Here is a 19,573-nt window from a genome sequence, read left to right as displayed (position 1 = left end):
ACGCGATGGCGCATCGCGTGACGGAGGTGCTGAGCCGGCGCCGGCTGACGGGGCTGCTTGCCGGTACGGCGATGGTGGCTGCGGTGACAGCCCTCCTGGACGCCCTCGACACGTACGTTCTGCCATTGCACCTCATGGCGCTCTATCTGCTCGTGGTCCTGGCCGTGGCGGTGGTATGGGGAGCCGCACTCGCTGTCGTCACCTCGGTACTGAGCGTCGCAGCCTATGTGTACCTGTTCGCCGGGCCGCACGGATTCCAGATCGCCGACGCGCAGACGGCCGTCGCTCTGTCCGTCTTCCTCCTCACTGCGATGGTCGTGGGACGGCTGGCGGCCCGGTTGCGGCAGGCGGCGCTCGTGTCGGCGCAGCTGTCGCAGGAGCAGTCCGCCCTGCGCCGGATCGCGACCCTCGTCGCACGGTCGGCTCAGCCGTCGAGGGTGTTCGGGGTCGTCACCCGCGAGGTGGGGCTCCTCTCGGGCGCCGATCTGGCCTGCATGGAGCGTTACGAGCCGGACGGCACCGTGAGGGGCGTCGCCGCCTGGTGCCGCCGGAGAGGCCTGGATCCGCCGACCGTCGGCAGCCGCTTCGCCCTCGACGGGCTCGGCCTCGCCTGCAGGGTCCGGCAGACCTGCGATCCGGTCCGCATCGAGGACTTCCAGGACGCCGCGGGTCCGGTCGCCCGGGAGGCGCGTGCCGTGGGCATCCGCTCGTCGGTCGCGTGCCCGATCATCGTGGCCGGGCAGGTGTGGGGGGTGATCGCCGCGTCGAAGACGAGCGACAAGCCCTTCCCGGCGAACACCGAGTCACGGATCGCCGCATTCACGGACCTCGTCGCGATCGCCATCGAGAACGCCAAGTCCCATGCGGAACTGACCGCCTCGCGGGCCCGCATCGTCACCGCCGCCGACGAGGCGCGCCGCCGCATCGAACGTGATCTGCACGACGGCGTCCAGCAGCGGCTCGTCTCGCTGCTCATCCTGCTCACCAACGCGCAGGCGACGGTCCCCCCGCATCTGGACAGACTCCGCGCGGAACTCCATGACGTCGCCGCCGGGCTCGGTGACACGTTCGACGAACTCCGTGAGGTCGCGCGCGGCATCCATCCGGCGATCCTGGTTCAGGGGGGCCTCGCTCCCGCGCTCAAGGCGCTCGCCCGCCGATCGGCCGTTCCCGTCGAACTCGAGGTGCACGTGGAGGACCGACTGCCCGAGCCTGTCGAAGTCAGCGCGTACTACGTCGTCTCCGAGGCGCTGACGAACGCGGTGAAGCACGCGCAGGCCTCGACCGTCACCGTCACCGTGGACGCCGACTCCGAGGTACTGCGTGTCCGTGTGCAGGACGACGGCGTCGGCGGCGCCGACCTGGCCGCCGGCACCGGCCTCGTGGGCCTCAAAGACCGGGTGGAAGCGCTCGAGGGCAGGATGTCGCTGGACAGTCCGCGGGCCGCGGGGACCACCCTCAGCGCGGAGCTGCCGCTTGTCGGGACCGGCCGCGCCGGACGCGACTAGAAGGCTCGGCGGAAAGGCGCAGCAGAGGGGGCCGGCTTCAGGCCGGCCCCCTTGGCGACGGGGCTACCACCCCCAGTCGTCGTCGTGGTCGTAACCGCCGTGGTCGTGGTCGTCATCGTCGTGGCCGTGGCCGTAGCCACCGCCGCCGTGGTCGCCGCCGTGGCCGTAACCACCGCCGCCGTGGTCGCCGCCGTGGCCGTAACCACCGCCGCCGTGGCCTCCGCCACCGTGGCCTCCGCCACCGTGGCCTCCGCCACCGTGGCCTCCGCCACCATGGCCTCCACCTCCACCGTGGCCTCCGCCTCCGCCGCCGTGGTCGCGTGCGAAGTCGACGTAGGCGACGGTGTAGCCCTGGTGGTGGTCTGTATGCACGGAGGCCGGCGCGGCGAAGGCCGACGTGGCGGCACCTCCCAGGGCCAGAGCGAGGCCTGCAAGGGCGGCGAGAGGCCATTTGACATTACGCATGATCAATCTCCTGGAACGGATGGAAGAAGCTGAGAGCACACCGAAGATGCGCACGGTGGAGGGGGCGGCAGGCCCTGGGCCTGGAACGTGCCCTGGACGGGCAAGGGCCCTTGTGGATCGGACACAGACCTCGTGTCAGGAACATCCGTTTGGTTCCTTTTATGTGCCTTCCACGGTGCCTTTCGGGCAAAGTGCGGGGCAACCCCGGAGGCTGCAAGCGGCTCTACCGGCCAGCTGTAATGAGGTGTCCCTAACGGCGGAACAGGTCAGTTGGCCCAGGGAGGGGCGATGAGCGTGCCGTCGGCCATTTCCGCCGTGAGGCCGACGGAGGTGGTGACCCAGGAGATCGCGGAGTGGTCGGTGGGGTTCTCCACGGTCAGGGTCGCGCCCGGGTTGACGATCGCCGTGTCGCCGGCGGAGAGGCGTTCGGTGCGGCCGTCGAGGGTGATCAGCAGCTCGCCGACGAGCAGATGGAAGATCTCCTCCCGGCTGACGGTGTGCGCGGGGGCCTTGTGCCTCGCGGGGATCTCGCCTCGCCAGGCGCACAGCTCCCTGCTCCCGGCGAGCGGGGAGGCGTACGAGACGAAGCGGGCGCCGTGGATCTCGTGGGTCACGGCCTCGGACGAGCGGACGACGGGCATCGGGGTCTCCTGTTCGCATGGTCAAGTAGCTTGACTATATGGTCAAGCAGCTTGACCTGTTCGTCAAGGGTGTTTCAATGCCTCCGTGCAGAACTCCGAAGCCATGGCCCTGTCCGCCGCCCTGCTCGCCGTCGCGGGCGACCTCACGCAACGCATCAACGACGGGGTCGTGGCCCGCGGCTTCACGGACATCCGGCCGGCGCACGGCTTCGCCTTCGCGCGGCTCGCGCCCGGCGGCGCCACCGTCACCGATCTCGCCGCGCACCTCGGCGTGACCAAGCAGGCGGCCAGCCAGCTGGTGGACGAGATCGTACGCAAGGGATACGCCGAACGGCGCCCGCACCCCGAGGACGCGCGGGCGCGGCTCATCGTGCTCACCGAGCGCGGGTGGGCCTGCACCCGCGCGGCGGAAGAGGCGGCCGGTGAGGTGGTCGGGCAGTGGGCCGAACTGCTCGGCGAGCGTGAACTGGGCGTGCTGCGGGAGCGTTTGGTGCAGATCGCGCCCTACGGCCCCATCAGGCCCGCCTGGTGACGGTTGGTCAGTGATCGAGTGGGGCTCCGGTTATCACTGGAAGTTTTTACTGGCGCGTAACTTCACATCCGCACTACTCGCCCGTAACTTGACGAGTGAACAGCATCCTCGTGATCCGGATCACAAGGTTAGGCCGTCGCACCTCCCTTGAGCCGCAAGGAGATCACACGATGCTGCCCTGGAAGCGAGTCTTCAGACCCCTCGCCGCGCTGCTCCTGACCGCCGCCGTGGCCGCCGTTCCCGCCGCCACCGCTCATGCCGCCGACGCCGCCCCGAGCAGCGGCTGGAACGACTATTCCTGCAAGCCTTCCGACGCCCACCCCCGCCCCGTCGTCCTGGTCCACGGGACCCTGGGCAACTCCGTCGACAACTGGCTGTCCCTCGCCCCGTATCTGGAGAGCCGCGGATACTGCGTCTACTCCCTCGACTACGGCCAGCTGCCCGGCGTCCCCTTCTTCCACGGCCTCGGCCCCATCGACAAGTCGGCAGAGCAACTGTCCGCCTTCGTCGACAAGGTGCTCTCCGCGACCGGAGCCGCCAAGGCCGACCTGGTCGGCCACTCCCAGGGCGGCATGATGCCCCGTTACTACCTGAGGTTCCTCGGCGGAGCCGCCAAGGTGAACGCCCTCGTGGGTATCGCCCCCGACAACCACGGCACCGACCTGGACGGCCTCACCAACCTGCTGCCGTACTTCCCCGGCGCCGCGGACCTGATCAAGGCCACCACCCCCGGTCTCGCCGACCAGGTCGTCGGCTCCGCCTTCCTCACCAAGCTCAACGCGGGCGGCGACACCGAACCCGGCGTGCACTACACGGTCATCGCCACCAAGTACGACGAGGTGGCGACCCCCTGGCGCACCCAGTACCTGAGCGGCTCGGACGTCCACAACGTCCTGCTCCAGGACCTGTGCCCGCTCGACCTGTCCGAGCACGTGGCGATCGGACTGTTCGACCGGATCGCCTTCCACGAGGTGGCCAACGCCCTCGACCCGGCCCACGCCAAGACCACCACCTGCGCATCGGCCTTCAGCTGACGCGCCGCCGGGGCCTGTCCGACCTGAGCCGCCGGACAGGCCCCGGAGTCCTGGATCACCGCCCGTGCCGGCCACCTGCGGCACGCCGCCGCACCGACAGGAACAGCGCCGCCGAACCGAGCGCCAGCGCCGCCGCGCCGCCGATCGCGACGTACGAGGTGCCGGTGGAGGCACCTGTCTCGGCGAGGTTCTCCGAAGTCCCTGCGGCCTTGGGCTCGTTGGCCGGGGCCGCCGGGATCGCGGTCGTCGGCTCCGCCGAGGTGCTCGCATCGTCGTCCCCGTGCCCGTGGTGCTCGATCGTCGACTTGTCGGCACCGTCCGCGATCTGCTCGTCGGAGGGCGCGGAGGCGCTCGGGACCGGGGTGGCGCCGCCGGCCGTGTCCCCCTTGCCGGTGCCGCCGCTCGTGCCGCCGAAGTCCACGTCGGAGCAGGAGTAGAAGGCCTCCGGGCTGTCCGAGCGCTGCCACACCGCGTACAGCAGCTGCTTGCCCGTGCGCTCCGGAAGGGTGCCCGAGAAGGTGTAGAAGCCGCCCGAGGCGGCCGGGTCGGTGGCCGTGGCGACCGGGTTCGCCAGGTCCAGGTCTCCCCAGGCCAGCGGCTGCGACGGGTCGTAACCGGGCTTGGTGACGTAGACCTTGAAGGTGCCCTTGTGCGGGGCGGTCACGCGGTACTCGAAGGTGTACGACCCGCTGTGCACGTTCGTCGCCGGCCAGTCCGCGCGGGCCAGGTCGAGCCCCTTGAACTCCTCGTTGTTCGCGCTGCAGAGCTTGCCGTCCGGGATCAGCTCCTGGTGCCGTCCGGCGGCGTCGCCGATCCGGATGCCGTTCCAGTCGTACAGCGCCTGCGTGCCGCCCGCCGCCACAGCCGCCTTGCACGCGCCCGACTTCGGGCTCTCCGGGCCCTCCGCGTAGCACTGCGAGACCCGGCTGACCGGATCGCCCATCGAGCCGTGCGCGGACGCGGGCACGACGGAGAGTGCGAGCGCGGTGCTGCCGAGGGCGGCGACGACGGCGACCTTGCGGCGTGCGGACATGGGGAACTCCTCGGAACGGTCCTCGGGGGGTGGGGTGAATCCCGTGGGGGCGATCAGAAGCTAGCCCCAAGAAACCGCGAAATCGCCTGCTGAGGGCGGGGGATGGAGATCCTTATGGTGGCGTTAAGGGAGTGCTCAGGCTGCGCTGAGGTAGATAGCGTGCGCGTCATGACGAACGACGAGATCCGGCCCGCCCGGCACGCCGACGTGCCGGCCGTGAAGGCCGTGACCGATGGGGCGTACCACCACTACATCGAGCGCATCGGGGTGGTGCCGCAGCCCATGGAGGCGGACCACGCGGCGAACGTGGCCGCGGGCAGGGTGTTCGTCCTGGGGGAGCCGGTGATCGGGCTCGTCGTCATCGAGGCTCACGACGGCCACCTGTTCCTCGACAGCATCGCCGTCGATCCCGACGCGCACGGCAAGGGGGTGGGGCGGCGCCTGCTGGAGTTCGTGGACGCACGCGCGCGTGCGCTCGGTCTGCCCGAGGTCAGGCTCTACACGAACGCGCTGATGTGGGAGAACCAGCAGATCTATCCGCGGTTCGGCTATGAGGTCGTGGAGCGGCGCGTGGACGGGCCGTACGACCGCATCCACTACCGGAAACGGCTGGTCTGAACCGGGCACGGCTGGTCCGACACCGGGAACGGCCGGTCCGGTCAGCCGTCCGGCCACCAGGTGCGTGCGATGTCCTTGCGCACCTCCGGGCGCCCCGCGGGGCGTTCCTCCGCCTCTTCGCGGGTCCGGCGGCTGTCGGTCCTCTTCAGGGGCTTCTGCACGGTCATGCGGCGCATGGCTGCCTCCTTCAGTGCCTACCGATGTCCGTGGTGTCACGGCGGTAGACCCTTTCGGGGAGAGTTCCTCATCGGTGCCCGTCTGTCAGTGGCGGCTGTCACGTCGGGACTGTCAGTGGCAGGTGTCACTCTGGGGGAATGACGAACGGGAGTGAGCACATGGTTGCGGTGGGTGCCGAGGTGGACTGGGACGCGGAGGCCGCCGCGTTCGACGACGAGCCCGATCACGGCCTGCGCGCACCCGAGGTGCGTGCCGCCTGGGCGGACAGGCTCCGGTCCTGGCTGCCGGAGCGTCCCGCCGACGTCCTCGACCTCGGCTGCGGCACCGGCAGCCTGTCGCTCCTCGCGGCCGAGCAGGGACACCGGGTGACCGGGGTCGACGGCTCGCGCGCCATGGTCGAGCGGGCCCGGGCCAAGCTCGCCGGACGGGACGCAGTCGTCCTGCACGGGGACGCCGCCGCCCCGCCGGTGGGGGAGCAGCGCTACGACGTCGTCCTCGTCCGGCATGTCCTGTGGACCCTGCCCGACCCGGCGCGCGTGCTGCGGCACTGGCGGAGCCTGCTGCGGCCGGAAGGCCGGTTCGTGCTGGTCGAGGGCGTCTGGGGCACCCTCAGCCCGGTCGGCATACCCGCCGACCGCCTCACCGCGCTGCTGGCGCCGGTCGCCCGGCGGGTGCACGTGGAGCGGCTGTCCGACGACCCCGTGCTGTGGGGGAAGGCCGTGGACGACGAGCGGTACGCGGTGGTGGCGACCGTATAGCCGAGCGGGCCGGTGGCCCTCAGGCCAGCAGGTCCTCGAAGCCGCCCCGGCGGGCGAGCGTCTCCAGCTCGTCCAGGGCGGCCACGGCGGCGGCCGCTGCCTCGGGATCCGTCCGGGCCAGCCCGCTCTCGGCGAACTCGTCCTCGTCGAGGCGCCGTACGTCCTTGCCGTCGGCGGAGCGCCACAGGTCCAGGTCGAGGTCCTCGACGACCAGCTCGGCGCCGATGGGGGTCCCCCCGCTCGAGCATGTCCGAGAGTGGGAGAGGACGGCCGGGCGGGTGATGTCGCAGTACCAGCCCTTGACGGTGCCGTCGCCGGCCCGGACCTCCTTCACCGAGTACCAGCGGTCCCGCCAGTAGTGCTCGGTGAACACGTCGCCCGCCTCGAAGCGCACGAAGCCGAAGTCGCGGGCGCCCTCGCCCGCCCACGGGGCGCGGACGGAGATGCGGACGCCGTCGTCGGCCAGCAGTTCCGCGGGGTAACGGATCTTCGTACGGCCGCCCTTGACGAGGACGACCTCCACCCGGGCCGTGGGCTCAGCCGAGTTCGCGGACATAGCGCACCTCCGTCGCGCAGATCTCGTACCCGATCCACTTGTTGATCGCGATCATCGGATCGTTCCCGGCGTCGTTGCCCGTGAAGGCCTCGGTGATGCCGGCAGCGCGGGCCCGGTACAGGGAGTGGATCTTGGCGAGCTTGGCCAGGCCGCGCCCCCGGTGAGCCCGGGAGGTGCCGGTCATCGCGGTGGAGTACCGGGTGGCGCCGTCGGTGTAGGCCACGCTGAAGGCCACCGGACGGCCGTCGACGACCGCGGCCATGGTCAGCTCGCGGTCGAGCAGCGGATGTTTCCAGTACTGATCGAGCCATGCGTCGTAGTCCGTGAACTCGACGGAGACCTCGCCGGGTTCGTCCGACACCGTCTCCGCGTCCAGTTCGAACAGCGGGCGCGGGTCGTCCGCGAAGTCGGCGGCCGGGCGCAGCTCGACGCCCTGCGGGACCTCCGGGAGCGGCGGGAGGGTGCCGTTCGCCAGGTCGAGGCGGAGGAAGTGGGCTGTGCTGCCTCTGGTGTAGCCGTGCCGCTCCGCGAAGGGGTGGTTGGCCGGCTCGTCGAGGACCCAGGTGAACACCTTCGTCGCGCCCTCGGCGGCGAGGTGCTCCTCGCCGGCCCGCAGCAGGAGCCGGCCGGCACCGCGCCCGGTCCGGTCCGGCCGGACGTAGACGTTCAGGAGGCCCTGGCCCGGCTCGGGGCTGTCGTGGGCGAGGAGCACCTGGGCGGTGCCGATCACCTCCCCGTCCTCCTCCGCGATCAGCGGGCGGTAGCGGGCGTCGGGGTGCGTGTGGACGGCGTTGTGACGGACCGAGTCCGCGGTGAACAGGATGTACGGAAGGGCGAGCCGGCGGACCCGGGCGAAGCCCTCGGTGTCGGCCGGGACGTCGGGTCGGAGGTCGCGCACGATCACTGTCATGAGGAGGCACCGTACGGGGTGATGTGCCGGTGATGCCTCTGATTTTCCTGCGGGTGCGGGACAATCGGCCCTGTGAGCCTGAAGATCCACATCGATGACAGCGCGCCGCCGTACGAGCAGGTGCGGGCGCAGATTTCCGAGCAGGCGCGGTCCGGGGTGCTGCCGGTGGGGTACCGGCTGCCGACCGTGCGCGGGCTGGCCGAGTCGCTGGGGCTCGCGGTGAACACGGTGGCCAAGGCGTACCGGGCGCTGGAGGGCGACGGGGTGATCGAGACGCGGGGGCGCAACGGAACGTTCGTGGCTGCCGCCGGCTCGGCAGCGGTGCGTGAGGCGTCCTTGGCCGCTCAGGCATACGCCGAGCGGGTTCGGCGGCTTGGGCTGACCGAGGACGAGGCGTTGGTGGCCGTGCGGGATGCCCTGCGGGCGGCTTATGGGGAGTAGGGGGTTTTCGGTTTACCGGTGTGTCGTCAGCTCCGGTGTTCGCGTCACCGTCAACCCCGCCCTTCCCGCCGCCCTCCCGAACACCACCGCATCCTCCACCGCCGCCCCGCCCGGATCGTTGTTGAAGTACGCATACACATCGTGGCCGTCGGACCAGGTCGTCGCGATGCGGTCCACCCATGTCTCCAGGGACCGTTTGCCGTAGCGCGGCCAAGGCTGGGCCCGGCCCTCGTGGAAGCGGACGTAGCCCCAGTCGGCGGTGCGCCACAGCGGGATCACCGGGTGCGCCTGGACGTCGGCCCAGCACAGGGCCGCGCCCCGGGACTCGAGCACCGTGCGCACCTCCGGCGTCCACCAGGAGTCGTGGCGCGGCTCGACGGCGACCCTCGTGGCCGAGGGGAACGCGGCCAGGCAGGCGTCCAGCAGGGGCGGGTCCGCGCGCAGGGTCGGCGGGAGCTGGAGGAGGACCGGGCCCAGGCGGTCGCGCAGGCCCGCCGCGTGGGTCATCAGGCGGTGGACCGGCTCCTCGGGGTCCTTCAGGCGCTTGATGTGCGTGAGGTACCGGCTCGCCTTCACCGCCACCACGAAGTCGTCCGGCACCCGGTCCCGCCAGGCCTCGAAGTTCTCCCGCGTCGGCAGGCGGTAGAAGGCGTTGTTGATCTCCACCGTGGCGAAGCGCGTCGCGTACTCCTCCAGCCACAGCCGGGTCGGACAGTCGCCCGGGTACAGCACCCCCCGCCAGTCCTTGTACTGCCACCCGGACGTGCCGACGAACAGGGTCATACATCCATCAAAGCACCCGAAGCATCCGTCACAGCACCCGAAACCGGCTCCTGCAGATCTACCGATCTACAGATACAGCCCCGCGTCCGCCCCGTCCCGCGCCCCCGGCACCGACGTCGGCGCCGTGCCCCGGCGCAGCGCGTACAGCTCGGCCAGGGTCGCGCCCTCCCGCCCGACGCCCTCCTCCGAGCCGAGCCAGTTCACCGCCTCGCGGCGGGTCAGCGGGCCCACCTCGATACGGGCCAGGCAGCGGCCGGGGCGGACCACGGCCGGGTGCAGGCGCTCCAGGTCCTCGTTGGTGGTCACGCCGACCAGGACGTTGCGGCCCTGGCCGAGCAGGCCGTCGGTGAGGTTGAGCAGCCGGGACAGGGCCTGGCCCGCGGTGTGCTTGGCCTCGCCGCGGATCAGCTCGTCGCAGTCCTCCAGAAGGAGCAGTCGCCAGCGGCCCTTGCCCGCCGAGTCCTCCTCACCGATCGCGATGTCCATCAGATAGCCGACGTCGGAGAACAGTCGCTCGGGATCGAGGACGCAGTCCACCTGGCACCAGTCCCGCCAGGAACGGGCGAGCGTGCGCAGGGCCGAGGTCTTGCCCGTGCCCGGCGGGCCGTGCAGCAGGAGCAGCCGGCCCGCGATGTCCTCCGGGGTCGTCTTCATCAGGCGGTCCATCGCGTCCGCCACGGGAGCCGTGTAGTTGGGGCGCACCTCGTCCCAGGTGCCCGCGGAGATCTGGCGGGTGGTGCGGTGCGGGCCACGCCGCGGGGACACGTACCAAAAGCCCATGGTCACGTTCTCCGGCTGCGGCTCCGGCTCGTCGGCCGCGCCGTCCGTGGCCTGGTCGAGGACCCTCTTCGCCAGCTCGGCGGTGGTCGCCGTCACCGTCACGTCCGCGCCGCGGTTCCAGCGGGAGACCAGCAGGGTCCAGCCGTCGCCCTCCGCGAGGGTCGCGCTGCGGTCTTCGTCGCGGGCGACCCGCAGCACCCGGGCGCCGTCCGGCAGCAGGGTCGCGCCGGAGCGCACCCGGTCGATGTTCGCCGCGTGCGAGTACGGCTGCTCGCCCGTCGCGAAGCGGCCGAGGAACAGCGCGTCGACGACGTCGGACGGCGAGTCGGAGTCGTCGACGTGGAGCCGGATCGGCAGAGCGTCGTGTGGGTTGGCAGACATGCCGCCATGATCCGGCACAGGTGCGCTCCGCGCACGGCATTTCCTCCGCTTGTTCCGGGTGTTCCCAAGACCTGCCCCCACCGCGCTGTCCGCCCTTACTGTTGTCCTTGATGGGACGTCATGGGTGGTATACGAAGATGGGGCGTTGGCGGCTCACCGCCCTGCTCGGTGTGGGTGTGGCCGCTCTGGCCCTGGTGGTGACCCTGGTCAACACGCTGCCCGGGAGCGGCGCGAGCACCGAAGGGACCTCGCGCGAGGGCGACAAGGTGCACGGCACGCCCGCCACCCCGCCCGCGCGCCCGCAGCCGTACGTGGGCTGGGGGTTCACCCACACCCGGCACAGCGCCGACGAGGGCAGCGGCACGGCCGTCGCGCGGGTCGAGCAGCTGCTGGCGAAGGACGGCGGGCTGCCGCAGGACCAGGCCCTCATGGGCTGGGGCGCCGACAACCCCGAGCCGGTGAAGGGCCGTTACGACTTCGCTGCGATGGACCGCCGGATCGACTTCATCCGCAGGTCGGGCGGCACCCCCGTGGTCACGCTGTGCTGCTCGCCGGACTGGATGAAGGGCGGCCGGGCCGGCGTCGGCAACACCGACTGGAGCCAGACCGCGCTGGAGACCGCGCCCACTCGCGACCACTACCAGGACTTCGCCGACCTCGCCGCGACCGTCGCCAGGCGCTATCCCGACGTGCGCCACTTCATCGTGTGGAACGAGTTCAAGGGCTTCTGGAACAACGTCGAGGGCCGCTGGGACTACGAGGGCTACACGGCGATGTACAACCTCGTCCACAAGGCGTTGAAGAAGGTCGACAAGGACATCATGGTCGGCGGTCCGTACCTCGTCATGGACAGCGTCGACCCACGCAGGAAGGAGAACGCCTCGACCACGTTCCGGGGTGCCTGGGGAGCCATGGACCAGCGGGTTCTCGACGCCTTCGACTACTGGAACCGCCACAAGGCCGGCGCCGACTTCGTGGTCGTCGACGGTGCCAGCTACACCGACGACGACGATCTGCTGCCCGACGAGTTCGCGGCCACCGACAAGCTCACCGCGGTCGGGGAGTGGGTACGGCAGCGGACCCACGACCTGCCCCTGTGGTGGGCCGAGTACTACGTCGAGCCCGCCGACGGCAACGACGAACGCCGGGGCTGGTCCGAGGCCCGTCGCCTCGCCGTCCACGCCACCGGTCTGATCGCCATGGCCAAGGGCGGCGCCGACTCCGGCTTCTACTGGAACCCGGAGGAGGAGAAGGGCACCGACTGCCCCGGCTGCCTGTGGACCCCGACGGACGGCGCCGACGGGGGCAAGGCACTCCCCATGTACGACCTGCTGTCCCGGTTCGACCAGGCGTTCCCGCCGGGGACCGCGTACCGGACCGTGCCCGTCGCCCAGGACGACGTGCCCAACGTGCGCGTGCTGGCCAGCGCCGAGAAGGTCCTCGTGGTCAACACCCTCGACCGGGCGATCAGCGCGCAGGTCGACGGGAAGCGGTTCGACCTGCACGCCTACGAGGTGAAGTGGCTCGACCGCTGAGCCACCACCCCGCACCCGTCACTTCAGCGTCAGGAACCGCTGCACCAGCGAGGCCAGCAGCACCGCCAGCAGCGGCAGCGAGAACCAGAAGCTGCCCTGCAGCCGGCGCAGTCGCCGCGAGCTCGGCCGCATCGCGACCCGGAGGACCACCTCGCGCGCGGTGAGCAGCAGGATCAGCGCGACGGCGGCCAGCGCGCCGACCACCGACCACGGCGTCCAGGTCACCTGCGGCCCGATGGGGCCCGGGTTCGGCTTCGGCACCGGGCCCGCCGGCTGCCTGCGCAGCGCGTAGACGGTGACGTCGTCGTTGACGAGGACCTTCGTCAGCTCCTGCCGGTCGTCCAGGTGGTGGATCAGCCGGGACTCCCAGGTCGGCGAGTAGCCCGCGTCCAGCTCCAGATACGTCACCTGACTCTCGTTGATCATCAGGTACGAGTCGGGGCCCGCGTCCTTGAGCGCCTTGACCAGGCCCGACACCAGCACCGGGTCGACCGGTGCCTGGGTCGGCAGGTAGTTCACCCGTTCCATGTCGCGGGCGCCCCACGGCAGCGCCGGAGTCACGTCGTTGACCGGGTCCTGGCTCAGCCACAGCAGCCGCAGGGTCGGCCGGTCGTGGGCGTACACCCAGTCCATGGCCGCGACCTCGCCGGGCCGGGTCCGCTCGAACGTCTCGTTGCCCCACCGGGCCACCAGGAAGCCGCCCATCAGCAGCAGCCCGGCCAGCAGCGCGGCCAGCGGAGCGAGGCCGACCCGCTCCTTCGCGCGCTCCTGCGCGGTGGCACCGGTGCGCGGGAACAGGGCGAGGCCGCCCAGCAGGGCCGCGCCGGGCACGGCGAACATGAAGACGCGCAGCGCCATCTCGCCGCCGTACGACTGCATGCCGAAGCCCAGGAACGGGACGAAGGTGAGCACCAGCAGGGACCGCTCGCGGTACCGGTGCAAGCGCCGCCGCCACCAGCCCCAGCAGGCGAACGCCATCACCGAACCGGCCAGCAGCACCCTGGTGTACAGGACCAGCTTGTGGGTCGAACTGCCCCCCTGGATACGGCCGGAGACGGAGGTCGAGACATTGCTGCCGACCCCGCCGACCCCGCCGAAGAGGTCGTCGAAGTGCCCGGACCAGTACGGCTCCGCCATGAAGCCGACCCAGACCGCGACCAGCACCGCGAACAGCAGCGGCAGGCCGCGCAGTTCGGAGCGGCCGAGCAGCACCAGCGCCGCGAGCACGCCGAGCATCACGAACGGGGTGAGCTGGTGCGCCGGGACGCTCGCCGCGTACAGGCCGATCACCACCATCAGCAGCACGGCCCGCTGACGCCGGTCGGTGGGCTGCACCTCGGCTTCCCCGGGGCGGAACTTCACCCAGATCACCTGCGGAGCACGGAACCAGACCAGCAGGATCGCCACGAAGACGAGGTAGAGGAGGTAGGTGAAGCCCTGCGGGGAGAAGTAGTCCTGGCCGACCCAGCCGCTCAGCACGAAGATCCAGACGCCGGTCCACTTGGCCCGCCAGCTCGCCCGCAGGGAGCGGGTGAGCAGGAACAGCGGGGCCAGATAGGCGAGTTGGATGGCCGTCGGCCACCAGCGGATGATCTCCGTGAAGTCGTCGACCCCGCACGCCCTGGCGACGAACGCGGCCGCCGCGAAGAAGCCCGGCCAGCTCCAGCGGGCGTCCAGGTCGGGCACGGCGGATCCGGTGCGGTCGATGTAGTCGATGAAGCCCAGGTGCTGCCAGGCCGTGGGGAAGCGTGGCTCGGTCTCCAGCACCGCGGGCAGCGCGTGCAGGGACACCACGGTCGCCAGCAGCGTGACCAGCAACAGGGCCCGGTGCTCGCGGCGCAGCCAGAGCAGCGAGGCGAACACCGTGATCAGCAGGCCGGCCCCGACCAGCGTCGGCAGCGGCAGCACGGAGACCAGGCCGAGCCCGCCCATCCCGGCCAGGTCGGCCTCGCCGAGCCGCAGCGCGGGCACCCAGTACAGCAGCAGCGCGGCGATCAGCAGACAGCCGAGGACGACTCCGGAGCGGGTGGGCGTCGGCCGGGCGGCCGGCTCCTCTTCCACGACGTCGTCGGCTACGGCGTCGGCGGGGGGTGCCGCCTCCTCGAACGGCGCGTCGGCCCCCGCCTCCCTCAGCAGCGCCGCCTCGGCCGGACCCAGCGACGCCTCGGCACCCGGTTCCGTCCCCCACTCTCGGCCCCGCTCGACCGGCGGCGGTACGGGCGTGCCCGCGGGCGGGGTGCCGGGGCCGGGGCGGACGTCCGGCCGGCGTTCGACGTGGTCGAAGTCGACGTGGATGCCGAGGGCGAGGGTGTCGTTGTCCAGCGCCCAGGCCGGGCTGTGCCGGTGCGCCGGGGCGGTCGCAGGGACCAGGTCGGCGAGGTCTCCGTCCGGTGCCGCCGTCTCCGGCGGGTCGGCAGGTGCGGACCGGAGGGTCTGCCACAGTTTCGGCGCGGCGATCGCCACGATCACCGCGAGGCTGGAGATCTCGGCGACGCCCGCGCCGGTCAGGCCCATGCGGGGCAGGAGCAGCAGCGTCAGACCCAGCACCAGCACGCACAACAGGCCCTGCAGCCAGGCGAGTCCGGCGGTACGGCTCTGCGCGCGCAGCACCGCGAAGTACGTCTCCATGACGACCCGCAGCACCGCGCCCACCGCGAACCAGCGCAGCAGCGGGGTCGCCGCGTCCGCGTAGCCGTCGCCGAAGACGCCCAGGATCCAGGGCGCGCCGGCGAACAGCACGCCCGCGATCGGCAGCATGATCCGGGCCATCCGCCTGAGCGCGGCGCGGGTGTCGGCGGCGAGCCGCCCCGGGTCGTGCGAGCCCTCGACGGTCAGGGACGCGCCCATGTTGATGGCGAGCAGGTTGGTCGTGCCGCCGATGGTCGTCGTGATGTAGAAGTACGCGTTCTCCTCGGAGCTGACCTGCGAGGCGATGATCACCGGGACCAGGTAGACCACGGCGAGCGAGAACAGGGAGCCGGTGTAGTCCCCGGCCAGGAACCGCCCGATCTCCTTCAGCGCCGGCGGTTCGGCGTGGCCCTCGGTCGCCTTCACGTGCCGGGGCACCAGCCGCCGGAACACCAGCCAGCCCAGCGGCACCACCGAGGTGGCGATCGCGGCGACCCAGGACACGAAGACGCCGGTGGCCGGGATCGCCACGGCGAACGCGACCAGCAGCCCCAGCTTCACCGCCGAGAACAGGGTGTTGCCCACCGGCACCCAGGGCGCGCTGCGCAGCCCGGTCAGCACGCCGTCCTGGAGGGTGAGCAGGTTCCAGGCGACGACTGCCGCGATGAAGCCGAGCCCGTTGACCGGCCCGTGCAGGAAGCGGTACGACGGCCCCCACACGTCCAGGGTCAGCAGGAACACGCCCGCCGCGACCGCCACGACGAGCGAACTGCCCGCGTACGTACGGAAGATCAGCCGTCCGGTGCGCCGGCCGGACACCGGGATGAAGCGGGCCAGGGCACCGGTCAGGGTCACCGCGGTGAGTCCCGCGAGCAGCTTCATCGCGGCGATGGCGGCGGAGCCCTGGCCGACCGCCGACTCGGAGTAGTAGCGTGCCGCGGCCAGCCAGAAGCCGAGCCCGAGGACGGCGGAGATGCCGGTGTTCAGCATCAGCGCGTAGGCGTTGCGGAACAACGGGCTGCCGCCGGACGACCGGCCCGTCCCGGGCAGCCGAAGACGGCGCCCGGAGGATGCGGGCGCCTCGGGCCCGGACGTCGCGGACTCGGTTGTGGTGGTCGTGTCAGACACGGGAACGGATGGCCTTCCGGCGGACCTGGCGTGCTCTGCGGAGGAGGGCGTACCCCTTGGTGAGGGCACGGTCCCTGGCGAAGGTGCGGGCGATCGCGCGGCCCTGGAGCAGCCGCTCGAACTCCTCGACGCCCGTGCTGCGCCGGACCGTGACGCGGTGCAGGGCGTAGGGACCCTGCCGGCGGCGGGCGAGGCCGTTGCCGACGGCGAGGGCCTGGGCGTACCCGGCAGCGCGCACCGCGGTGCGGACCCGGCGGCTGGAGTAGCCGTACGGGTAGGCGAACGACACGGGACGCGCACCGAGTTCGCCGGTGACGATCTCCGTGCAGCGGACCAGCTCCGCGCGCAGGGTGGCGTCGTCGAGCTGGTCGAGCTGCGGGTGGGTGTGGCTGTGCCCGCCGATCTCGACCCCGGTGTCCGCGAGGTCGCGCACCTGCTGCCAGTCGAGCATGGCGTCCAGGCCGCCTCCGGTGTCGTACGCGCCCTTGATCCAGCCGGTGGAGACGAACAGCGTGGCCGGGAAGCCGTGCTTGGCGAGCACGGGCAGGGCATGCCGATGGACACCTTCGTAGCCGTCGTCGAAGGTGATCAGCACCGGCCGGTCGGGCAGCGGGCGGCCGGACCGCCAGCGCGCCGCGAGGTCGGCGGTGGTGACCGGGGTCAGGCCCAGGTCACCGATGACCGCCATCTGCTCGGCGAAGGCCTCCGGCGCGACCGACAGAACCCGGGTGGCGTCGTTGGGCGCGCTCGCCACCGCGTGGTACATGAGGATCGGTACGGCCGTGTCACTCATGGGCGTTCCCCCTCGATCCGTCCGCCCCTGTCGCTCAGGTCCACCCCTTCGCTCCCCGCGCCCGTGCCCACCGGCACCACGGAGAACGTCGGCGCACCTCGTCGTGCCCGTACGCTGCCGATCACGTACCCGCCCGCCGCCGTGAGCGCCCCCGCGACGATCGCGCCCGCGCGCCCCGCGCCGCCCGGGCGGGCCAGCAGGGCGTCCCGCAGGCCGCGGGCGACTCCGGCGGGCAGGACCCGGGTGGTGTAGCGGCGTTCGGACTCCAGCCCCTTGTCCGCGCCGACGCTGCGGGCCACCAGCGCCTTCGACAGTCCCTCGGCGTAGGCGCGGGTGCGGAAGTACGCGAAGTGCTCGCGGTTCTCGGGCACCCGGTGGTGGATCACCGCGCGGTCGTCGATGAGCAGGACCGCGTCGGGGCGGGCCCGGGTGAGGCGGATGCACAGCTCCGTCTCCTCGCAGCCGAGCGGGCGCCGGTCGCCGTCGCGGCCGATGCCGGTCGCGAAGCCGCCCGCCGCCTCGAACGCCGTACGCCGGAAGGAAGCGTTTCCGCCCAGCACGTTGCGGACCCGGACCCGGCCGGGCGGCAGCCCCCGGTAGGTGCAGCCCACCACCCAGTCGAACTCCTCCGGGAACCAGGCCGGGCGCCGCCCGGACGCCCAGACGGGCACCGTACGGCCGCCGACCGCCATCACGCACGGATCGGCGTATCCCTCGGCGAAGCGGCGCAGCCAGTCCCGCTCGGCCACGGCGTCGTCGTCCAGGAAGGCGATCACCTCGCCGCGGGAGCCGGCGATACCGGTGTTGCGGCCGGCCGAGAGGCCGCGCGGCCCGGCGTTGGCGAGCACGCGCACACCGGTGGCGTCCTGGTACTCGCGGGCCAGCCGGTCCAGCAGGGCCGGGTTGTGGTCCACGACCAGGAGTGTCTCCAGCGCCGGATACGACTGCGCGCGCACCGAGGAGACCGCTGCGAGGATGTCCTCCCAGCGGTCCTCGGTGTACACACAGATCACGACGGAGATGTCGGGATCTCTCAAGACACCTCTCCCTGCCCGGTGTTCAGCAGTCGCGCGTGTCGGGCCTCGCGGCGCAGGGCACGCCGGTTGGAGCGCTCCCCGAGGATGACCTTCAGCACCCGGAACCCGTCCCGCACGGCCCGCAGGTTGCTCGTGCCGTGGATGCGCAGGTACTCGTGGCTGGGTATCTCCTGCACCTTCAGCCCCGCCTTGACCACTCTGATGTTCATCAGCGTCTCGACCTCGAAGCCGGTGCAGTCGAGGTCGATCTTGTCGAGGCAGTGCCGCCAGAACGCGTTGTAGCCGTAGCAGAGATCGGTGTAGCGGGCGCCGAACTTGCCGTTGACGATGGTGCACAGCGCCCAGTTGCCGAGTTTGCGGATGAAGGTCATGTCGTCCGTGCCGCCGCCGTTGGCGAAGCGCGAGCCCTTGGCGAAGTCGGCGCCCGAGACGAGGGCGGAGACGTACGACACGATCTCGTTGCCGTCGGCCGAGCCGTCCGCGTCGACCATCACGATGATGTCGCCGGTGCACGCCTCGAACCCGGTGATCAGGGCATCCCCCTTGCCCTTGCCCTGCTGTTCGACGACCCGCACCTCGGGCCACAGCGAGCGGGCCACCTCGACGGTGTCGTCGGTGGAATTGCCGTCCACGAGAACCACTTCGTGTATCCAGTCCGGAAGGGTCTTGAAGACGTAGGGCAGATTCTCCGCCTCATTCATGGCGGGAATCACCACGCTCACCGGCGGAGTGATCGCCAGGTGAGAGGAGATGGGCCGATAGTGGGCGGCCAGTAAAGGATCACGGCCCGAACTCGGCGGATGCAGAACAGAACTCATGAGTGTGGTCCCTCTCGTCCGGTGGACCGCCCGCCCCTGGGCGGCCCGGCTCTGTGTCCGGTTCGAAAGGGGGGTTCTCATCTTCGGCACGGCGAAATGATCTCCGTGCATTCGGACGAGCTGGCAAAGCTGGCCGGTCTGCCGGAAAGAGACGGCAGCCGGTCGCGCGGCACGACTCGGTCACAAGTGCGGTCACCGAGCACGGCACCCCCCTACCGCGCCCCGCGCCGGAACGTCACGGCCCTGAGCCCTCCCCTGAACCGTGTGCTGACGGACCGATGCGGGTGAGATGTACGACGGTATTGACGATTGAAGCAGAATGGCAAGACCTGGAACGGCGTCTCACGTTTTTGTTGGTTTGGCCGTTACGCAACTTTGGCCACTGTTCGTCACCCTTGTGGGTGTTTCCTCGAACGGAATTTCTCCCGGCCGAGGACGAGCAGGAGCAGTGACAGGCTGAGCGCGGTCATGGCGACGACCCCGCCCCGGGCCGACCAGCGGTGCACGGCCAACATGCCCTGGGCAACCAGCATGTTCACTACGACCGCGCCCGCAAGCGCGGTGACCGCCCGGCCGAAGCGTTCCAGCCCGCGCAGCGCCGCCCAGATCGGCACGGCCGGCGCCATGAGCAGGAAGGACAGCGTGCACGGTCCGCGCAGCGGTGAGCCGATGTCGGCGAGCGCGAGCAGGGCGCCGACCGCGCCGACGGCGGTGGCCGCCCCTGCGAGCAGCGGCGACAGGTCCCTCCCCGGCCCTGACCCGGCTCGCTCGGTGTCGTCCCCGGCGCCGTCTGATGAAGGTGTCTTGATGCCTAACGTCTGCATTGGCGACTTTGCCCCCCGACGCGCCGGATGCCGGACTTCAATGTGGCGCAGGGCGACGCGGGCCGTCAAGACGACGGTCCTTGTCGGAAGTCGGTGAGCTGACGAGCTGTCAACCGATCTGACATGCACACGCTATAACCGGAGCGTGAACGTCCTGGATCGATCCCGTCGAGACGTCGTTGAGGCATGAAAA

Annotated in this window: 20 protein-coding genes; 8 read left to right on the top strand and 12 right to left on the bottom strand. The window is 71.2% G+C overall.

Features of this window, described 5'->3' with window-relative positions:
- Positions 1-5: 5 nt before the first annotated feature.
- Both ACZ5DS_RS17845 and ACZ5DS_RS17840 read left to right on the top strand, forming a co-directional pair.
- On the top strand, positions 6-1,508 hold the full coding sequence (locus ACZ5DS_RS17845; RefSeq protein ID WP_468239139.1) for a sensor histidine kinase: 1,503 nt from the start codon (positions 6-8) through the stop codon (positions 1,506-1,508).
- An 84-nt stretch (positions 1,509-1,592) separates the two neighbouring features.
- Positions 1,593-2,006, top strand: coding sequence for a hypothetical protein (locus ACZ5DS_RS17840; RefSeq protein ID WP_468239137.1), 414 nt, complete (start codon positions 1,593-1,595; stop codon positions 2,004-2,006).
- A gap of 233 nt (positions 2,007-2,239) precedes the next feature.
- On the opposite strand, the gene ACZ5DS_RS17835 is transcribed toward ACZ5DS_RS17840, so the two are convergent.
- A complete protein-coding gene (locus tag ACZ5DS_RS17835; RefSeq protein WP_468239134.1) occupies positions 2,240-2,614 on the bottom strand; it encodes a cupin domain-containing protein in 375 nt (124 codons plus the stop codon).
- Between the two features lie 85 nt (positions 2,615-2,699).
- On the opposite strand from ACZ5DS_RS17835, the gene ACZ5DS_RS17830 reads away from it, so the two are divergent.
- The gene (locus ACZ5DS_RS17830) at positions 2,700-3,146 is read left to right on the top strand and encodes a MarR family winged helix-turn-helix transcriptional regulator (RefSeq protein ID WP_468239132.1); all 447 of its coding nucleotides are present in this window, start codon (positions 2,700-2,702) and stop codon (positions 3,144-3,146) included.
- A gap of 170 nt (positions 3,147-3,316) precedes the next feature.
- On the top strand, positions 3,317-4,180 hold the full coding sequence (locus ACZ5DS_RS17825) for an esterase/lipase family protein (protein ID WP_468239130.1): 864 nt from the start codon (positions 3,317-3,319) through the stop codon (positions 4,178-4,180).
- Between the two features lie 55 nt (positions 4,181-4,235).
- Here the strand turns inward: ACZ5DS_RS17825 and ACZ5DS_RS17820 are convergent, their stop codons facing one another.
- Positions 4,236-5,213, bottom strand: coding sequence for a lytic polysaccharide monooxygenase auxiliary activity family 9 protein (locus ACZ5DS_RS17820; RefSeq protein ID WP_468239127.1), 978 nt, complete (start codon positions 5,211-5,213; stop codon positions 4,236-4,238).
- Positions 5,214-5,381: 168 nt separating this feature from the next.
- On the opposite strand from ACZ5DS_RS17820, the gene ACZ5DS_RS17815 reads away from it, so the two are divergent.
- Positions 5,382-5,831 (top strand): GNAT family N-acetyltransferase, encoded by a 450-nt coding sequence (locus ACZ5DS_RS17815; protein ID WP_468239125.1) that lies wholly within the window; start codon positions 5,382-5,384, stop codon positions 5,829-5,831.
- Between the two features lie 41 nt (positions 5,832-5,872).
- Here the strand turns inward: ACZ5DS_RS17815 and ACZ5DS_RS17810 are convergent, their stop codons facing one another.
- Positions 5,873-6,007, bottom strand: a complete 135-nt coding sequence (locus ACZ5DS_RS17810; RefSeq protein ID WP_468239122.1) for a hypothetical protein — start codon at positions 6,005-6,007, stop codon at positions 5,873-5,875.
- Between the two features lie 138 nt (positions 6,008-6,145).
- Between ACZ5DS_RS17810 and ACZ5DS_RS17805 the strand changes: the two genes are divergently transcribed.
- Positions 6,146-6,766: a class I SAM-dependent methyltransferase gene (locus ACZ5DS_RS17805; protein WP_468239120.1), complete on the top strand. Its 621-nt coding sequence runs from the start codon at positions 6,146-6,148 to the stop codon at positions 6,764-6,766.
- Positions 6,767-6,785: 19 nt separating this feature from the next.
- Here ACZ5DS_RS17805 and ACZ5DS_RS17800 read toward each other — a convergent pair whose 3' ends face one another.
- Positions 6,786-7,322, bottom strand: a complete 537-nt coding sequence (locus ACZ5DS_RS17800) for a ribonuclease FAU-1 family protein (protein ID WP_468239117.1) — start codon at positions 7,320-7,322, stop codon at positions 6,786-6,788.
- Positions 7,303-8,232 carry a GNAT family N-acetyltransferase gene (locus tag ACZ5DS_RS17795; RefSeq protein WP_468239115.1) on the bottom strand — a complete coding sequence of 310 codons (930 nt, stop codon included), beginning with the start codon at positions 8,230-8,232 and terminating at the stop codon, positions 7,303-7,305. Before ACZ5DS_RS17795 ends, ACZ5DS_RS17800 begins: the two co-directional genes overlap by 20 nt.
- 72 nt (positions 8,233-8,304) lie before the next feature.
- On the opposite strand from ACZ5DS_RS17795, the gene ACZ5DS_RS17790 reads away from it, so the two are divergent.
- Positions 8,305-8,673: a GntR family transcriptional regulator gene (locus tag ACZ5DS_RS17790; protein WP_468239113.1), complete on the top strand. Its 369-nt coding sequence runs from the start codon at positions 8,305-8,307 to the stop codon at positions 8,671-8,673.
- Between the two features lie 12 nt (positions 8,674-8,685).
- Here ACZ5DS_RS17790 and ACZ5DS_RS17785 read toward each other — a convergent pair whose 3' ends face one another.
- Both ACZ5DS_RS17785 and ACZ5DS_RS17780 read right to left on the bottom strand, forming a co-directional pair.
- Positions 8,686-9,456: a DUF72 domain-containing protein gene (locus ACZ5DS_RS17785; protein WP_468239111.1), complete on the bottom strand. Its 771-nt coding sequence runs from the start codon at positions 9,454-9,456 to the stop codon at positions 8,686-8,688.
- Positions 9,457-9,522: 66 nt separating this feature from the next.
- Positions 9,523-10,617 carry a DUF5925 domain-containing protein gene (locus tag ACZ5DS_RS17780; RefSeq protein ID WP_468239108.1) on the bottom strand — a complete coding sequence of 365 codons (1,095 nt, stop codon included), beginning with the start codon at positions 10,615-10,617 and terminating at the stop codon, positions 9,523-9,525.
- A gap of 110 nt (positions 10,618-10,727) precedes the next feature.
- Between ACZ5DS_RS17780 and ACZ5DS_RS17775 the strand changes: the two genes are divergently transcribed.
- Positions 10,728-12,152, top strand: a complete 1,425-nt coding sequence (locus ACZ5DS_RS17775; protein ID WP_468239105.1) for a GH39 family glycosyl hydrolase — start codon at positions 10,728-10,730, stop codon at positions 12,150-12,152.
- Positions 12,153-12,170: 18 nt separating this feature from the next.
- Here the strand turns inward: ACZ5DS_RS17775 and ACZ5DS_RS17770 are convergent, their stop codons facing one another.
- The 5 genes from ACZ5DS_RS17770 to ACZ5DS_RS17750 form a co-directional block, all read right to left on the bottom strand.
- The gene (locus ACZ5DS_RS17770) at positions 12,171-15,908 is read right to left on the bottom strand and encodes a lipopolysaccharide biosynthesis protein (protein ID WP_468239102.1); all 3,738 of its coding nucleotides are present in this window, start codon (positions 15,906-15,908) and stop codon (positions 12,171-12,173) included.
- Positions 15,901-16,701, bottom strand: coding sequence for a polysaccharide deacetylase family protein (locus ACZ5DS_RS17765; protein WP_468239100.1), 801 nt, complete (start codon positions 16,699-16,701; stop codon positions 15,901-15,903). The genes ACZ5DS_RS17770 and ACZ5DS_RS17765 overlap by 8 nt, the downstream gene beginning before the upstream one ends.
- Complete coding sequence (locus tag ACZ5DS_RS17760; RefSeq protein WP_468239097.1) at positions 16,698-17,738, bottom strand: glycosyltransferase family 2 protein; 1,041 nt, start codon at positions 17,736-17,738, stop codon at positions 16,698-16,700. Before ACZ5DS_RS17760 ends, ACZ5DS_RS17765 begins: the two co-directional genes overlap by 4 nt.
- On the bottom strand, positions 17,735-18,556 hold the full coding sequence (locus ACZ5DS_RS17755; RefSeq protein ID WP_468239094.1) for a glycosyltransferase family 2 protein: 822 nt from the start codon (positions 18,554-18,556) through the stop codon (positions 17,735-17,737). The genes ACZ5DS_RS17760 and ACZ5DS_RS17755 overlap by 4 nt, the downstream gene beginning before the upstream one ends.
- A gap of 389 nt (positions 18,557-18,945) precedes the next feature.
- A complete protein-coding gene (locus ACZ5DS_RS17750; protein ID WP_468239092.1) occupies positions 18,946-19,380 on the bottom strand; it encodes a hypothetical protein in 435 nt (144 codons plus the stop codon).
- Between the last annotated feature and the right edge of the window lie 193 nt (positions 19,381-19,573).

The organism is Streptomyces sp. NPDC031100, assembly GCF_055570785.1.
Note: the sequence above shows the minus strand (reverse complement) of the source record. Positions and strands in the feature narration are given on the sequence as shown.

Coding starts and splice junctions, on each gene's coding strand:
- ACZ5DS_RS17835 (WP_468239134.1), bottom strand. CDS start 2,614: ATGCCCGTCGTCCGCTCGTCCGAGGCCGTGACCCACGAGATCCACGGC.
- ACZ5DS_RS17795 (WP_468239115.1), bottom strand. CDS start 8,232: ATGACAGTGATCGTGCGCGACCTCCGACCCGACGTCCCGGCCGACACC.
- ACZ5DS_RS17775 (WP_468239105.1), top strand. CDS start 10,728: ATGGGACGTCATGGGTGGTATACGAAGATGGGGCGTTGGCGGCTCACC.
- ACZ5DS_RS17845 (WP_468239139.1), top strand. CDS start 6: ATGGCGCATCGCGTGACGGAGGTGCTGAGCCGGCGCCGGCTGACGGGG.
- ACZ5DS_RS17800 (WP_468239117.1), bottom strand. CDS start 7,322: ATGTCCGCGAACTCGGCTGAGCCCACGGCCCGGGTGGAGGTCGTCCTC.
- ACZ5DS_RS17820 (WP_468239127.1), bottom strand. CDS start 5,213: ATGTCCGCACGCCGCAAGGTCGCCGTCGTCGCCGCCCTCGGCAGCACC.
- ACZ5DS_RS17810 (WP_468239122.1), bottom strand. CDS start 6,007: ATGCGCCGCATGACCGTGCAGAAGCCCCTGAAGAGGACCGACAGCCGC.
- ACZ5DS_RS17785 (WP_468239111.1), bottom strand. CDS start 9,456: ATGACCCTGTTCGTCGGCACGTCCGGGTGGCAGTACAAGGACTGGCGG.
- ACZ5DS_RS17755 (WP_468239094.1), bottom strand. CDS start 18,556: ATGAGTTCTGTTCTGCATCCGCCGAGTTCGGGCCGTGATCCTTTACTG.
- ACZ5DS_RS17780 (WP_468239108.1), bottom strand. CDS start 10,617: ATGTCTGCCAACCCACACGACGCTCTGCCGATCCGGCTCCACGTCGAC.
- ACZ5DS_RS17825 (WP_468239130.1), top strand. CDS start 3,317: ATGCTGCCCTGGAAGCGAGTCTTCAGACCCCTCGCCGCGCTGCTCCTG.
- ACZ5DS_RS17765 (WP_468239100.1), bottom strand. CDS start 16,701: ATGAGTGACACGGCCGTACCGATCCTCATGTACCACGCGGTGGCGAGC.
- ACZ5DS_RS17805 (WP_468239120.1), top strand. CDS start 6,146: ATGACGAACGGGAGTGAGCACATGGTTGCGGTGGGTGCCGAGGTGGAC.
- ACZ5DS_RS17815 (WP_468239125.1), top strand. CDS start 5,382: ATGACGAACGACGAGATCCGGCCCGCCCGGCACGCCGACGTGCCGGCC.
- ACZ5DS_RS17750 (WP_468239092.1), bottom strand. CDS start 19,380: ATGCAGACGTTAGGCATCAAGACACCTTCATCAGACGGCGCCGGGGAC.